Source organism: Neobacillus sp. DY30, assembly GCF_030123065.1.
GTDB lineage: Bacteria > Bacillota > Bacilli > Bacillales > Cytobacillaceae > Neobacillus.
This window is the reverse complement of record NZ_CP126093.1, coordinates 1590790-1606514: the sequence shown is the minus strand read 5'-3', so window position 1 is coordinate 1606514 and position 15725 is coordinate 1590790. Positions and strand designations below refer to the sequence as shown.

Genomic DNA, 15725 nt, shown 5'->3' with positions numbered 1-15725 from the left:
GTTAAATAGATTGTTCTCTCTTTTTGTCCTATATATGTAATTTACACCTATTAGTAATATTAAATCAAAAATGTATATATAATATGTTAATTACAACATTATACCTGTTTACACTATCCGAATTATGGCTACAAAGGTTACTATAATCAACCATAGGAGGTAGTTGAATTGGGTAAGTTTTTATCTGAAAAATTTTTAAAAAATTTTTTCGGAATCCCTTATTTACGAATGGGTGCTGGAGAACCTCTAGTTTTTATTCATGGGCTTGGAGAAATAAAGGAAGGCTGGTCCAATCAGTTTGATTTTGCACAACAGTATGACCTGATTATCCCAGATTTACGTGGACACGGTGAGTATATTACGGATGAAAAAATTTCAATTAGAAACTTTGCATTAGATATTATAAAGTTGTTAAAAGGTATTGGAATTGAAAGCGCCCACATTTGCGGGTTATCGATGGGCGGAATGGTTGCACAAGAAATCTATCGGCAAGCGCCAGAAATGTGCCGTTCCCTTATGCTCGTAAGTACATTTCATTATGCACCAAAACATTTTGGACAGCTATTTTTAAAATTCCGGACGTTTAGATCCGAATCACTTTCCCTCGAGGAGCAAAAAAATATGGCTGCGCGTGTTTGCCTGTATTCCTGGACTGAGGAAAACTTTGAGAATTTCTATAAATTCTATCAGCCTAATCGTGACTATTATCTTCCTTCAATAAAGGCATGCCTTGAGGTGAATAATCTATGCCTGCTGCCAAAGATAAAAGTTCCGACTTTAATAATTGGCGGTCAGTACGATTCTGTTACCCCTGCCTGGATACAATTACTCATGCATAAACAAATTAGACATTCTGAATTTGTTATTTTTAGAAATACAGGACATGTTGCAAAGCTTGAGGCAAAAGAGGCATTTAACGAGGTACTGCGAAACTTTTTAAACAAACATAAAAAAGCAGGTTAAGGGAAGGAACTCCTTCCCCTTCTTCCCTTAACCATTATATAATCTTGTACTCACCTTTATTACTACAATTTAAAGTGTGTTCGAACGAGTGGAAGCCCATTCATCCACCACCACCGCGAACAATCCGGTTAATGCTAAGGAAACATGACCGGCTTCAACTAGCTTGTAAGTCTTATCCTCACTAGAAACTAAATCCATCATCGGCAAGCTTTGTGATTCTAACACTAAATTATCATTAGAAGAGGAGATAACAAACAAATTCGTCTTAATATTTTTTAAATCTGCATGTTTATTGCCAATCATTAATTCACCTTTAACAAGCTTGTTCTCCTTAAAAAGGTCATTCGCTAATTGTCTAAAAGCCTCACCTGCAAATGGAACCTGATCAGTTGTCCATTTATTCATTCGGCGCCATTTATCCACATATCCAGCGTCATGGGCTCGGTGCAGCAGCGTCGTATAATGACTAAAATAAACCGGAGCCGATACTGCTCGAAACATTGCTTCCACATAGGCTGACGGGAGATTTCCATAAACATCAATGATACGATCAACATTTATATCACCATTTCTAAAACCCTCTGTCCATTTATCTGGACCAACATATTGTGTAAAATCAATAGGTACAGTTGCAACAATCAAGTTTTTAATGGGTTCTTCCGCAATCGAGGCATAGATAGAAGCAATGGTACCTCCCAAACAATACCCTACTATTGTAATCTCATCAGAATTAGAATGACGAATGGCACGCCTTACGGCTGTTTTCAAATATTTTTCAATGTAGGTATCCAGTCCGATATTTTTATCTTCGTACCCGGGAGTACCCCAATCCAATAAATATACGTCGTATCCACGGTTGGTAAGCCCCTCAATTACGCTTGCCTTCGGAGCAATGTCAAGAATATATGGTTTATTAAATAAAGAATAGACGAAAAATAATGGAATGCCATATTTTTTTTGTTTTGCTGGGTAATACCATAATACTGATTTATTTTTTCTCCAAACCTCAGTCCTAGGTGTATGTCCAATTTTGGGTTCTGGCTCATTCAGTACTTGAAATAAATGCTTCCAGCGTTTCATTTCTTTTTCATAATCTAACTCTAGCGGAGGAATTATATCCTTAAAAGGTAAATCTACCGCCACTTCCTAAGCCCCCTTCATTCATCATTTGTTGACCCAGAAACTGTTAATACCTGTTCTAGATGTTCGTCGTTTTTCATGTGACTTTTTAGTAACTCTATATCTTCTTTAAGATTAGTTAATCTATTCAGCTCAAACTTAATCTCCTGCAGCTCACTTTGTATATCTTTTGAATTGGCTAGTTCCTTTTTCGTTTTACCTAATTCTGTTTTTAATTGTTTCGTTAGTTTAATAATTTCTTTTGATACCTCTACAATAATTTCAATATCTTTGCTTTGTGATTTCAATGAATCTTGCAGATTCCAAATTTGTTCTTCCAGAGATTCAATTTTTTCTTCTGTTTGAATTGTTAAAGAAGTAACATTTGCCAAGTCATTTTTGGTTGGAATATTGAGCACACCTGCAAGTGTCTCTTGATTTTTTTTAAAAGTTTCAAGGTACTTTGTTTGCGCGTCAGTCCCTGCCTTCGCCATTTTGACAAATTCATTGTTATTAGATAAGAGAAATATAAAATCATTTATTTGTTTTTCCCAAGTTTCACTATATTTTTTGAAAGAATCATATGGTTCAAACGGACTTTTGGTCGACATTTAGTTCACCTCAGGTACAGTTATGATTTTGACTCCGAAGCATTCTTCATATATTGCTGAAATGGTAAAAGTACAGATTTTACTTGTTTTTCAAAAAGATCCACAAATATTTTTTGATTTTCATATAAAATATTTGTTGTACTTTTTACTGCTTCGATATACTTATCTCTGCTCCTCTTTCTAAAAGAGAGATATTGTTCTACGCTTTCCAGGTATTTGTCTAGTGCTTGTCCTGTGGTTAAAGTACGAATTGGTGTCGTTAATAAAGATGTTGTTTTATTTTGAATATCATCAACTACTTGGTTGATTTCCTCAAAAGACTTTACAGGGAAAAAATGCTGGATGGTAGTTGTGGTCATGAGTAATTCTTCACGAGCATATTTCTCCCATTCAAGGAGCTCTTTCTTAAACTGCTCTGTAATGACTTGAGTATTTTCTTGATTTCTTTTGATACTCTCAACAAATTTTTTAGTAGCATTTAAGAATACTTCATCATGATGGTTTAATCGCCCTGCCCATTCATCTACTTCCTCATAAGCAGCTCTCCAGATTAATTCAAAACTTGAAAGCTGCTTTTCCTTGATTTCTTGATTCTCAATTTGTGATTCATTTTTATTAGCCATTGTATTCTCCTCCATTTGGTTAGTCGTCAAATAACCTTTTTAATTCTTCGAGTTCATCCTTCAACGACTTTATTTTAATTTCCTTTAAATCCTTCACTTCATTTTCAAGTAAACAAAGCATTCCACGTAAAGAATTATTGAGTTTTTTTAACTGTGAATGATCGTTTTTAAGGACAATGTTTAGCATATAAAGTGTTTCGTCGAGATCGTCCAGTTTATCCTCACATTCTACTTTTTTTCTGGCGACTTCAGCGAAATCTTCTTTCTTAGCAATATCACATACAGTTAACCAGTTATTAATTACCTTTTGTTGAATCACCACATGGTCTAGATGATGTTCAATTGCTTTTCCAAAAGCATGTGTGAAGGTTAGAGTATTGGCAGTTGAATGGATTATTTTGTTCAATCCTTTTTCCAAGCTTTTATAATATTCCACAGGGTCTTGTTGTTTTGATTCCATAATTGCCCTCTTTATCTAACTGGTTAGTATGTATTCAGAAAAAATGATTTCGGTCAATCTAATATGAATGTTACTATAATTCAAATTATTAAGATAAATTGTACATTTGTAAACCTTCGTCGTTCGACAAATTTCATCATTCTGTTATAGTAACGATTTACAACACAGTTTTTCTGTATTTACCTTTCCATATATATCCTATTAGAATCTTAATACATTTCAAATTATTAAAATAGGATATTTATCAACATTCACAAAAATGTTAAGAAACAAAAAAAAGAAGCCTCTATAATCTGGGCTCCTGGGAAATTTATTTATTATTTTATTGAAAAATCAATCGTTTTATAGGCTATGAAAAAAGTTACTAACGAAAACACCGCCTGCTTCAAGCCAAATATCAAAATAGAGCTACTGAAAATAAAGCAATTTAAAAACATTACAATTTGACCTATTGATAAGGAGGTTCGTTGGCTAAACAAAATTGCCAAGACTTCTGTACCATCTAAAGATCCTCCGAAACGAATCACCATCCCTACACCTAAACCCAATAATCCTCCACCAAAAAAAATAACGACTAACGGATTTTTTGTTAAGGAGGGATATGGTTCTAGAAGATGTGTACCGAATGATAGAATTAATATCGCAAATAGACTTAATAAAATAAACCTTTTACCTAAATAAGAATAGCCTAATAAAAAAAATGGAGTATTTAATACTAAAAGAAAGAAACCAACTTCAATACTTGTCATACGGGAGAGAATAATACTGACTCCAACAATGCCGCCATCAATTACATTATTCTTCATCAAAAATAACTGTAATGCCATAGCTACGAGCAAAGCACCACAGAAAATGAATAATAATCTTTTTGGAAAAGATATATTGTCTGTTCTTTTATTTATTACATAATAATACTTAATTCTCTCCTTATACATATTAAGCCCCTTTGTTTATTTATTAGGATGGTATAGCTCATTATATTCACCTTAATATGAAACATGCCCAACCATGAGGTCAGGCAGAGGCGAACTTTTCATATGCTAATTCTGTTTATATGTATTATTTATTTCAAAATCTCCCTGATTTAAAAATGGAGTATAATAATAAGATAAACATTGCCGCACCAATACCAAAACCGATCTCGATGACTGGCAGACTTTGTAACAAAACGGAAGTTTGTCCTGATAATGAAGCACCAATAAGGATTCCTGCCAAAATAATACTAAAGGAAAGCAGTACAATGCTAAACGATAGCCTATTGCTTATTTTGTTAAGTTTCTTTAATACTGGATCAATTTCCGGTGTTGTTATTTCAATCTGCATTTTGCCTTTTTTCATCACAGATGTAAAATCTTTGATCGTTTTGGGGAATTCTTGAAGGATATCCCCGTATTCGGTAAAGTTTGACCATGCAAACTCAGCCACGTTTTTCGGTTTAAAGCGATCCAGAAGCAGCTGTCTTCCAAAAGGTTCAGCTACTGCTAAGATACTGATTTCGTGGTTTAGCTTTTCAACAGTCCCCTCCAGTGTCAATAATGTTTTTCCTAATATTGTTAAATCAGCAGGGATCAAAATTTTATGGCGATAGGCAACGGAAAAAAGTTCATTCACCGCAGTTCCAACACTCATCTGGCTAAAAGGAACATCAAGATACTTTTCTCGAAGCTTATCAACATCTGCATGTAGTTGTTTTACATTTACATCTTCAGGTACAAGCCCCATACTTGTTATCGTCTTCACTACTTCCGCTGTGTTTTTTCGCATTAATGCAATGACAAAGGAGGCAATATGAGCTCTCATCTCCGGAGTGATCCGCCCCACCATACCGAAATCCATAAAGGAAATTACTCCATTTGGAAGTGCAACAATATTTCCCGGATGAGGATCCCCATGGAAAAAACCATCGATTAGAATTTGATGAAAAATAGCATTAACTACCTTTTCTCCTAAAACCTTTGTATCGTATCCTTCTAAATGCAGCTTTTCAATTTCATTTAGTTTAACTCCATCGATAAATTCCATTGTCAATATCTTTTTGGTTGTATATTCCCAATAAACCTCTGGTATGTGAACTTTTGGATCACTATGGAATTGTTTAGCAATCTTCTCGGCGTTTCTGCCTTCATTTTCATAATCTAATTCTTCTCGAAGTGATCTTGATAATTCATCTACAATCGTACGAATTTGGTATCTATCTACCCACTCGATTCTGCTTTCTGCTAATCTTACGAGGTCCTGTAAAATTTCCAAATCCGTTTCAATAACACTCATAATATTCGGCCTTTGAATCTTTACAGCAACACGTTCACCTGTAAGCAAAACGGCAGAATGAACTTGTCCAATGGAGGCAGCAGCTAAAGGGGTTTCACAAAATTCTGCAAATGAACTTTCAAGCGAATCAGACAATTCTTCTTCTACTATTCTTTTCACTTCATCAAAAGAAAAAAGAGATACACGATCTTGAAGTTTGACCAGCTCATGAAGGATTTCAGCAGGAATAACATCTGGTCTGGTGCTGGCAATTTGACCAATTTTCACGAAGGTTGGACCGAGCTCCTCAAGAAACATTCTTATTCTTTCACCTGTTGTTCTCGTATCTAATGTTTTATTTCCTTCCACAAACACTCTCTTCGGTACCGCTAACAAATCTAGGAGGCCTAACTCTTTCATAACAAAACCAAATCCATACTTGGTAAAAGCATATACAATGTCACGATAGCGTTGAAGATGGCGAATTTTTTTCTTAATCATCTGCTCCACTCCTGTTGGGAGTATTTTAATAAAACTTATCCTCGAATCAAGATTCTCATTTTTTTCTTCGATATACAAGGTCATTCTAACAATGTTCGCTTAAATAACAAAAAGACGCATCGTTATTCGATACGTCTAGTCACAACTATTTCTTTTTTAACATATTAAATACCTGCTCTACATCTTTGTCACCACGACCTGACAGATTTACAACCAGCACATCTTCATTTGGTAAATCTTTTGCAAGTTTTATAGCATAGGCAACCGCGTGGGAGCTCTCTAATGCAGGAATAATCCCCTCGGTTTTACTAAGCAGTAGAAATGCCTCTAAGGCTTCTTGCCCAGTAACCGTAACGTATTCCGCTCTTCCACTTGTTTTCAAATGGCTATGCTCCGGTCCAACACCTGGATAATCTAAACCGGCAGCAATCGAATAGGTAGGCTGAGGATTGCCATGTTCATCTAAAAGCGTTAAACATTTAAAGCCGTGAATGATGGCTGGAATGCCTTTTGTTAAGGTTGGCGCTTCTTGTGGCTCTACGCCAATTAAACGTACATATTTTTCATTGATATAGTGTGCAAAAGCACCAATTGCATTACTTCCTCCGCCTGCACAGGCAATAACTGCCGTTGGCAGCCTGCCTTCTTTCTCGATAATTTGACGCTTTGATTCTTCACTTATAATCGCTTGGAAGTATTTAACCATGGACGGGTATGGATGCGGACCTACTGCTGATCCTAATAAATAAAAGGTATTTTGATAGTTTTGAACGAGGTCCGCTAAGGCTTCATCCACCGCATCCTTTAATCGGCCCTGCCCTTTCTCAACTCGGATAACCTTTGCCCCCAATAATTCCATCCTAAAAACGTTTAACGCCTGACGCTCGGTATCTAGTTTTCCCATGTAAATAATGCATTCCATACCAAACATCGCGCATGCGGTAGCCGTTGCTACACCATGTTGACCAGCACCCGTTTCAGCAATAATTCGTTTCGCACCCATTCGTTTCGCTAATAATATTTGACCGATTGCATTATTTATTTTGTGAGCTCCGGTATGGTTTAAATCTTCCCTTTTTAAATAGAGTTTTGCTCCACCAATTTGTTTCGTTAAATTCTCCGCATAGGTCAGCGGGTTTTCACGTCCGACATATTCCTTGAGGTAATAGTTTAACTCCTCTATAAAATCTGGGTCATCTTTATATTTTAAGAACTGTGCTTCCATTTCATTAAGTACTAATTGAAGCTCCTCTGGAACGAAACTTCCTCCAAATTCACCAAAATAACCTCTGCTCTCTACACTAACTTTTTCCATTCTCAACTCGACTCCTTTAAAACTATTATTTAATTTAAAATTTGGTTTTAACTATTATATATTAATTTAACAGAATATTCAAATAACAATTACGATATTATTATAGGAAAAAACTCTTACTAAATTCGATAATTATTTAGACCCTCTTTCATGTGTTTTACTTTCAACCTAGTGGTAAAATATTGAATTGAAAGGAGAGATATAGATGAAAATCGCAGTACTTGTCGGCAGTAACCGTAAGGAATCGTTAAACAAAAAAATAGCGGTATTTATGCAAAGACGCTATCAAGCAGCTGCAGAATTAGAAATTCTGCCGATTGAAAAACTTCCCATGTATAATCAAGATGATGAATTAACACCACCGGAAATCGTAACAGAGATAAAGCAAAAGGTCGCCCAAAGTGATGGTGTTCTTTTCGTCACACCTGAGTACAACCACTCTATTCCTGCTTTTTTAAAAAATGCAATTGATTGGTTTTCTCGTGTTGATAAAGTCATGGTGAACAAACCTGTCATGATCGTTGGCAGTTCCCCTGGAGTATTAGGAACTGCACGTGCACAAATGCACCTGCGACAGATATTAAATTCTCCTGGCATTTCCGCATTAACATTGCCGGGAAATGAGGTATTTATTGGGGCGGTTCATGAAAAGCTGGACGAATCTGGAAATCTAGTTCATGAGCCAACAGTTCAGTTCGTTGATACAGTGATGGACAATTACATAAAGTGGATTAAAAAACAAAGCCTTTAAATACTGAACGCATGGACCTTTATCCATGCGTTTCTTAGTACTTAATCCTAATGTGAGTGATTCATTTCTTTTTCTAACTGTTCAATCCGTGTGTCAATCGTTGTTTGATTATATGAACGATGGACTTGGTTCTCGAGAGTATTAATATAATTTTCAATTTCTTCGAATCGTGAGATCGATTTAGTAGAATATGTGTTAGATTCTAATACTTGGTTGATTCGATGATTTGCTCTTGTTACGTTTTCACGTCCCATTAGCTCCAATCTACGAAGATGCATATCTTTTAGTTTATTTTTCATATCTCCATGCTTTCTTTCTAGTTCAACTAGCTGGCCTTTTACTTGCTCAAGCGCTGCTCTTACTCGCTCTGCACGATTAGAATATAATTGCTGCTCCTCAAAGGCAAATTGATAAAGCTCAGTTTCTCCCGCTTTTGAAGCGACTTCAGCCTGATATTTTCTTTTTTCAGCTAACTGCTCTGCCGTGTACAACTCCTTTGTGAATTCATCCTTAAGTGTGGTTTGACGTTCCAAGAACTTTGCAACTTTTTCGGTTTCCTGTTCGCATTCGCGGAGGTATTGATTCAGTAAGGAAATAGGATTTTGTTTCTCTTTTTTATCTAGCGCCTCGTTTAAATCTGCCGTAATTGTATTTTTGATTCTTGTGAAAAGATTTGTCATGTTATTTTCTCTCCTTTGATTAATAGTTTTTAAGTTCATTCCATTGCTTTTCAAAATTTACAAATGGATCTGATTCTTCCTTGATGACAGCTTGTTTGCTGGCATTCCAGTTTTTAACAACAAGATAAAGAATGTAAGCTGCCACAAGTCCGATAATAGCTGGTGCGTTAGAGATAGAAGCCATTAGGAAAATAACCCCGATAATTCCCAAAGTAATTTTCCATCCTGTGGATTCTGCTTTTAAGAATTGTTTGTAGATAAAATATAAAATCGCGAGACTTATTAATAACCCCAACATCGGACCTAGAGTTGACAGTAAGATGATGGCTGCCAATCCTCCCGCTAAGACTAAACCAAATTTTTTCATATTGTTTTCCTCCTTTTGTTTTCTTGATATCATCTTACCTTTTTTCAGGGTTTCACATAATTGAGCCTCAGCTTGATTTTCAATTAGGGCTAGAGATGTAGAAAGGGTCAGCCCCATAGTGAGACTGACCCTTTGAACAGAAAAAATCCTAACATCAATAAGATGTTAGGATTTTGAATATGATCTGAGAGGGATTCGAACCCCCGACCCCATCCCTGTCAAGGATGTATTCTCCCACTGAACTATCAGATCTCTTATTTAGCTACAAATATAATTATAGTAAAAACTCACAAAAAGTCAACAGTTTTTAAAAAGAACATCTGTTCTATTTTTTATTGAATAAAGAACGAATGTTCGGGTATACTAATAGTATAAAATATCAGAAAGGAGGGATAGACATGGATGGATTACTGTTACGTTCTGTAGAGGAAAATATTCCGTTAGAGATGATTTATCTTTCAAAAGACCAACAAATTTCACAACGTAAATTACTCGTGAAAGAAGTAAATGATGACTACATTCGCGCCTACTGTCTGCTTCGTAAACAGATTCGAACCTTTCGCCGCGAAAATATCTTATCCATAATGCCAAATACACGCTCCAACAATACCTTCCTACACTAATCCAACACCCTTATCTCTTCTTTCCACTTGAGCATTTCCACCATAGTTATGATAAAATGCAGTTGTATCTATCGAACATTGGGGGAATTGTCGCATGGAGATACCAAAAGGCACGATAAAAGAACATACGATTAAAAGTAAAGAGCTGGGAGAAGAAGTCCTTCTTCTCATCTATTTACCTGCAAATTTCTCACCATTATATAAGTACTCACTGTTAATTGCCCAGGATGGCAGAGATTATTTTCAACTTGGCAAAATTGGACGATTAGCAGATGAGTACCTTTTTGAACGAGAAATTGAAAATTTAATCATTATTGGGATACCCTATAAAGATGTAGAAGATCGCCGCAGGAAATACCACCCTGACGGTGACCAGCATCAACAGTATATTCGTTTCTTGGCACATGAATTAGTTCCATTCCTAGACCAAGAGTTTCCAACCTATCATATGGGCTCTACTAGGGCGCTAATCGGTGATTCACTAGCTGCAACCGTATCGTTAATGACCGCTCTCCACTACCCGCACACTTTTGGTAAAGTGCTTCTACAATCTCCATATGTTGATGAACAGGTAATGGAAATGGTCAAAAGCTTCACAGAAACGGAGCATTTAGAAATATATCACATCGTTGGTAACCAAGAAACAGCGGTCCAAACTACTAACGGTAAAATAAGCGATTTCCTTAGTCCCAATCGCAGGCTCTCGTCTGCCCTTACCGAAAAGACATTTACATATTTCTACGATGAATTCAATGGCGACCATACTTGGACACATTGGCAGCCTGATCTAAAAAGAGCCCTTAAGATGATGTTTTAAGGGTGATTTCATATTTTTGGAATATTTGATATAATATTAAGAAGGTCAAAAACTAAACCGAATATTAATACCGAAAGAATCTTGTTATTTGGAGGTTAGACATATGAAAATTGGGGTTGTTATTTTTCCATCAAAAAAACTACAGGATTTAGCCAATTCATACCGAAAGCGATATGACCCGCATTATTCACTAATCACTCCGCATTTGACATTGAAAAATGCATTTGAAGCAACAGAACAAGAAGTAGTACTGTTTGCAGATAAATTACGGAAAATTGCACGTAATACCAATGCATTTACCTTAAAAACAATGAAAATCAGCTCTTTCCAGCCAGTCAATAATGTGATTTATTTTAAAGTTGAGCCAACCGAAGAGTTAAACCATTTACATCATGAAATCAATCAAGAATTTAGTGATCAGAACTTAGAATATGCTTTTGTTCCGCATATTACGATTGGTCAAAAACTATCGAATGATGAACATTCAGATGTTTATGGCTCATTAAGGATGAAAAGGTTTGACCTTGAAGAAACAATTGACCGCTTCCATTTACTATATCAACTAGAAAATGGATCTTGGACAGTTTATGAAACATTTCGCCTAGGAAAGGAATAATCAACTGTGAATGTAAAAGTTGTTGAAAATGAAAAAGAACTACAAGATGCTTTCTCCGTTAGAAGAATCGTTTTTATTGATGAACAGAATGTACCTGAAGAAGAAGAAATCGATCAGTTTGAGGAAGAAGCTGTCCATTTCGTATCTTATCTGGAAGGTGCACCAATTGCAGCTGGCCGCTTTCGTGTTGTAGATGGTTATGGAAAGGTAGAACGAATTTGTGTATTAAGGGAAGCTAGAAATACCGGTTCCGGGAAAGCCATAATGAAAGAAATTGAAGCTTATGCACAAAAAAATGGTCTACATAAATTAAAATTAAATGCTCAGACACATGCGATCCCATTCTACGCTAACCTTGGATATGAGGCAGTATCAGAGGAATTTTTAGATGCAGGTATCCCACATAAGACAATGATAAAAAAAATTTAGTTTCTAGCACTTGCCCTTGGGAGGCAAGTGCTTTTTTGATTTTCCGTATACTTGGGCACTTTTCGATATCATCAGGTTTTGCTATCATAGAGTTTGTCGTATTTTGAAAAAGACTGTTTTCGTAAATATTGTTGTTAAAATCTTAAAGCCGATTTTAACGTGGAAATAGTTATTTTGCACTTTTGAATTTAGTATGCTGGCTCTTTTCTTATAAAATATATGTGATTTTTCTGCTGAAACTTAGCCACAATTTTTAAATTTTGACCCAAAAAGCAACATAGTATAAGAAAAGAGCCTTAAAAAAGAGGCTAAAAAATGAAAACTGCTATGCACCAAAACCAAAGGGTTGTTCTTGAACAGATAGCTAGAGAACAATTCCAACTTCTATATATACATGGGAAAAATGGAGAATTATACTGTCCTGTTTGTAATGAAAAAGTTAGGTTATTTCTCGGCATCCACGAAGAACCCTATTTTTATCATATAAAATCTCCGGAACAAAAATGCCCTGAACCTATTATTAAGGAAAATCCAGAACCGGTTATTGTGGAGCGGAATGGATTTCGTATCCCTCAAGGGAGAACGATTATTGAAACAACAAAAAACACAGGCTTATTCCGTCCAGCCAAAGCAATAGAATGCTCCATTCCATTAAAAAAAAATGAAGGCTTACAACATCTGGAACATGACTCTTATTTGAAGGACTTATCAGCAAATGGAGTCATCCTTGATAAAAGCCAAGCAACAGCAGTCATGGAAACTGAAGGAGCATTACTCGTCCTTGCTGGGGCCGGCAGCGGTAAAACAAGAGTACTTACAGCACGTACTGCTTATATGCTGGATGTTAAGAAAATTGATCCGCGTACTATTATGCTCGTCACCTTTACCTCAAAAGCTGCGGGAGAAATGAAGACTCGTTTACTTTCCTATCCTCAGATGAAAAAGGAACAAATAAGCAAGTTGGTGACAGGCACCTTCCACAGTATTTTTTATCGGATTCTGATGTTCCATGAAGGAAACAATTGGTCTTCAGAGCGTTTATTGAAGAAAGAATGGCAGCGCGATAAGATTTTGAAAGAAGCAGGCAGAGAAATCGATTTATCTGAGAAGGAATTTGCTTATGATTTGGCCCTTCAACAGATTGGATTTTGGAAGAATTCGCTTTTATTCCCCCATCAAGTGAAGCCAGAGAGTGATTGGGAAGAAAAGACGGCCTACCTATATAAAAGATATGAAGAGTATAAAACGCAAAAGGGTTTATTTGATTTTGATGACATGCTGATTGGCTGTTATCAGCTGCTGAGCAGCACCCCATCCCTGCTTGAGCTTTACCAAAATCGCTTTCAGTATTTTCTAATTGATGAATTCCAAGATATAAATAAGGTTCAATATGAATTGATAAAGCTGCTATCAGACAAATATAAAAATGTTTGTGCGGTTGGGGATGATGATCAGGCCATCTATTCCTTTAGAGGAAGTGACCCTAGTTATCTGTTAGCATTTGAAAAAGACTTTCCAAATGCAAAATTGGTTTCGCTTGAACAAAACTACCGCTCCTCTCATGAAATCGTCTCTGCAGCCAATGAAATGATTTCAAAAAATAAGGTTAGAAGAATTAAGAGAATGAAAGCACAATATGAATCGGGGACGTCTCCAATCCTCTTTTTCCCTTATGATGAAGAAGAAGAGGCCACAATGATTGTTACCGACATCCAAGAGAAAATTGTCCAGGGAGCAAAGCCCTCTGATTTTGCGATTTTATTTCGGACAAATGCAGGTTCTCGGGCAGTATTTGAACGTTTGGCAAGTTCGAACCTGCCTTTTAAGATAGATTTGGATTCAGAGTCTTTTTATGAGCGTAGAATTGTAAAAAGCGTTCTTTCCTTTCTAAAAATCAGTTTGGATGAAGAGGATATTCAGGCATTATCGGATATTTTACCTATATTATTTTTGAGTCAAACAGTACTTAAGGATATAAAGGCAGAAAGCATACTAAAAGATTGTACCTGCCTAGAGGCCCTATCCCATTTAAAAACTAAACATACTTTTCAAGAAAAGAAAGTAAAAAAGGCAGTTCAGCTGATTCGCTCATTGAAATTTTCCTCCCCTTTAAAATCAATTGAAAGTATTGAAAAAGATTTGGGTTTTCTTGACTTTTTGAAAAAACGAGGCACTGAATCAAATCAGCAAGAAAAAGGTTCTGATGATTTAAAGGATCTAAAAGTTGCAGCTAAAAGCTTTACCAGTAATCAAGCACTCTTGTCTCATGCTGAACATATGTCTGCTATGAATAAGGAAATTAAAAATCTTAGCAAGCATTTTCCCGAGACCATTAGTCTAAGTACCATCCACCGGGCAAAGGGATTAGAATATAAAAATGTATATATCATTGGAACAGTAGATGGCAGTCTGCCGCATGATTACGCACTAGACAGTTCTAGAAATGGTGATTTTGCCGCACTTGAAGAAGAACGAAGACTTTTTTATGTAGCTATGACACGTGCAAAAAATGAGCTTCTAATCTCAGTTCCCCAGCATCGCAGAGGCAAAAAAGCTCACCCGTCTCGTTTCTTATCCCCTTTGATCAAAATAAAGAAAAAATAACAAAAAGACCTATTTCCATAAGGAAAAAGGTCTTTTTTAGTTATTTCTTATTAATCATTTTTGAAATCGTATTAAAATCAAGCTGTTTTCCATCGTTAATAATAGACTGCACAATTTTATCTTCCGTTGCCTTATCTACCGGTTTGTTGGCAATTTGTGAAACACGGCGAATCACATTACGAACAGTTTTTTCATCTTTAAAGTTTGCATTTTGTAGGGAGTTCGCTAAATCAAAAATATCTTTCATATTAACTCCAGTTTTCTTTTCAACATTTTTAAAAAAACCATTATCCATGGTAAAAATCACGCTCCTTCATAGGCTACTGATAGTGTATGAAGGAAGGGAAAAAACGTGAAAGAAAAGGATAAAAGAAAAGGCTGGCCAGATGATATGGCCAACCCCTTCTTTGTCTGAATTATGCAGTTCTTAATAAAAGCTTGCACCGACAATGATTAAAAGAATAAATAATACGACGATTAAAACAAATGTTGAACCGCCGCCATATCCACCGCCGTAGCCATAGCCGCCATATCCACAGAACATAGAATGTCACCTCACTTTGTAGTCTCATTAATAACATATGAGATATAGCTTCAAAGTGTACTAGGCGCCACTCTATAGACAACCTATGAAATTTTTTACCCCTTTGGTTTAAAGAATAATGCACCGATAAAACCAAAAATAATCGCAGCAGATATTCCAGAACTGGTGACTTGGAACATGCCAGTCAAAACTCCGATTAAACCATGCTTCTCTGCATCCTGCATAGCACCGTGCACTAAAGAGTTGCCAAAGCTAGTAATTGGAATCGTTGCTCCTGCACCAGCAAAGTCAACTAACGGCTCATAGAGACCAAAACCATCTAAGACGGCTCCTGCCACTACTAGTAAGCTCAGGGTATGACCGGGTGTGAGCTTAGCGACATCAAATAAAAGTTGTCCGATCACACAAATGATTCCACCCACCACAAATGCCCAAAAAAACATTGCTATCAT

General features: G+C 36.2%; 19 protein-coding genes and 1 tRNA gene. 7 read left to right on the top strand and 13 right to left on the bottom strand.

Annotation, left to right across the window (positions count from 1 at the left end; translation table 11 throughout):
• Positions 1-168 precede the first annotated feature (168 nt).
• Positions 169-963: an alpha/beta fold hydrolase gene (locus QNH29_RS07880; RefSeq protein ID WP_283864263.1), complete on the top strand. Its 795-nt coding sequence runs from the start codon at positions 169-171 to the stop codon at positions 961-963.
• A 69-nt stretch (positions 964-1032) separates the two neighbouring features.
• Here QNH29_RS07880 and QNH29_RS07875 read toward each other — a convergent pair whose 3' ends face one another.
• From QNH29_RS07875 to trpB, 7 genes are all read right to left on the bottom strand, one after another.
• Positions 1033-2106, bottom strand: a complete 1074-nt coding sequence (locus QNH29_RS07875) for an alpha/beta fold hydrolase (protein WP_283864262.1) — start codon at positions 2104-2106, stop codon at positions 1033-1035.
• Between the two features lie 14 nt (positions 2107-2120).
• Positions 2121-2693 carry a polyhydroxyalkanoate biosynthesis repressor PhaR gene (locus QNH29_RS07870; protein WP_283864261.1) on the bottom strand — a complete coding sequence of 191 codons (573 nt, stop codon included), beginning with the start codon at positions 2691-2693 and terminating at the stop codon, positions 2121-2123.
• Between the two features lie 20 nt (positions 2694-2713).
• A complete protein-coding gene (locus QNH29_RS07865; RefSeq protein ID WP_283864260.1) occupies positions 2714-3316 on the bottom strand; it encodes a hypothetical protein in 603 nt (200 codons plus the stop codon).
• Positions 3317-3335: 19 nt separating this feature from the next.
• Positions 3336-3776, bottom strand: a complete 441-nt coding sequence (locus tag QNH29_RS07860; RefSeq protein WP_283864259.1) for a hypothetical protein — start codon at positions 3774-3776, stop codon at positions 3336-3338.
• Between the two features lie 317 nt (positions 3777-4093).
• Positions 4094-4711, bottom strand: a complete 618-nt coding sequence (locus tag QNH29_RS07855) for a YitT family protein (protein ID WP_283864258.1) — start codon at positions 4709-4711, stop codon at positions 4094-4096.
• A gap of 133 nt (positions 4712-4844) precedes the next feature.
• Entirely contained in the window at positions 4845-6527 is a 1683-nt protein-coding gene (locus tag QNH29_RS07850; protein ID WP_283864257.1) for an ABC1 kinase family protein, read from the bottom strand.
• Positions 6528-6672: 145 nt separating this feature from the next.
• The gene (gene trpB, locus QNH29_RS07845; RefSeq protein ID WP_283864256.1) at positions 6673-7842 is read right to left on the bottom strand and encodes a tryptophan synthase subunit beta; all 1170 of its coding nucleotides are present in this window, start codon (positions 7840-7842) and stop codon (positions 6673-6675) included.
• A gap of 205 nt (positions 7843-8047) precedes the next feature.
• Between trpB and QNH29_RS07840 the strand changes: the two genes are divergently transcribed.
• Entirely contained in the window at positions 8048-8593 is a 546-nt protein-coding gene (locus tag QNH29_RS07840; protein WP_283864255.1) for an NADPH-dependent FMN reductase, read from the top strand.
• 47 nt (positions 8594-8640) lie between these two features.
• Here the strand turns inward: QNH29_RS07840 and QNH29_RS07835 are convergent, their stop codons facing one another.
• From QNH29_RS07835 to QNH29_RS07825, 3 genes are all read right to left on the bottom strand, one after another.
• Positions 8641-9273, bottom strand: coding sequence for a PspA/IM30 family protein (locus QNH29_RS07835; RefSeq protein WP_283864254.1), 633 nt, complete (start codon positions 9271-9273; stop codon positions 8641-8643).
• Between the two features lie 19 nt (positions 9274-9292).
• A complete protein-coding gene (locus QNH29_RS07830) occupies positions 9293-9640 on the bottom strand; it encodes a lmo0954 family membrane protein (protein WP_283864253.1) in 348 nt (115 codons plus the stop codon).
• A gap of 180 nt (positions 9641-9820) precedes the next feature.
• Positions 9821-9892 (bottom strand) — tRNA-Val (locus QNH29_RS07825).
• A gap of 146 nt (positions 9893-10038) precedes the next feature.
• Between QNH29_RS07825 and QNH29_RS07820 the strand changes: the two genes are divergently transcribed.
• From QNH29_RS07820 to QNH29_RS07800, 5 genes are all read left to right on the top strand, one after another.
• The gene (locus QNH29_RS07820) at positions 10039-10263 is read left to right on the top strand and encodes a WYL domain-containing protein (RefSeq protein ID WP_283864252.1); all 225 of its coding nucleotides are present in this window, start codon (positions 10039-10041) and stop codon (positions 10261-10263) included.
• A gap of 94 nt (positions 10264-10357) precedes the next feature.
• Positions 10358-11080 carry an alpha/beta hydrolase gene (locus tag QNH29_RS07815; protein WP_283864251.1) on the top strand — a complete coding sequence of 241 codons (723 nt, stop codon included), beginning with the start codon at positions 10358-10360 and terminating at the stop codon, positions 11078-11080.
• A gap of 103 nt (positions 11081-11183) precedes the next feature.
• Positions 11184-11696: a YjcG family protein gene (locus QNH29_RS07810; protein ID WP_283864250.1), complete on the top strand. Its 513-nt coding sequence runs from the start codon at positions 11184-11186 to the stop codon at positions 11694-11696.
• A 6-nt stretch (positions 11697-11702) separates the two neighbouring features.
• The gene (locus QNH29_RS07805) at positions 11703-12125 is read left to right on the top strand and encodes a GNAT family N-acetyltransferase (RefSeq protein ID WP_283864249.1); all 423 of its coding nucleotides are present in this window, start codon (positions 11703-11705) and stop codon (positions 12123-12125) included.
• 315 nt (positions 12126-12440) lie between these two features.
• Complete coding sequence (locus QNH29_RS07800) at positions 12441-14729, top strand: UvrD-helicase domain-containing protein (RefSeq protein WP_283864248.1); 2289 nt, start codon at positions 12441-12443, stop codon at positions 14727-14729.
• A 40-nt stretch (positions 14730-14769) separates the two neighbouring features.
• Here QNH29_RS07800 and spoVIF read toward each other — a convergent pair whose 3' ends face one another.
• The 3 genes from spoVIF to spoVAE form a co-directional block, all read right to left on the bottom strand.
• Positions 14770-15024: a sporulation-specific transcription regulator SpoVIF gene (gene spoVIF / locus QNH29_RS07795; RefSeq protein WP_283864247.1), complete on the bottom strand. Its 255-nt coding sequence runs from the start codon at positions 15022-15024 to the stop codon at positions 14770-14772.
• Between the two features lie 132 nt (positions 15025-15156).
• Positions 15157-15273, bottom strand: coding sequence for a YjcZ family sporulation protein (locus QNH29_RS07790; protein WP_082799360.1), 117 nt, complete (start codon positions 15271-15273; stop codon positions 15157-15159).
• 95 nt (positions 15274-15368) lie between these two features.
• Positions 15369-15725 carry a stage V sporulation protein AE gene (gene spoVAE / locus QNH29_RS07785; RefSeq protein ID WP_283864246.1) on the bottom strand — a complete coding sequence of 119 codons (357 nt, stop codon included), beginning with the start codon at positions 15723-15725 and terminating at the stop codon, positions 15369-15371.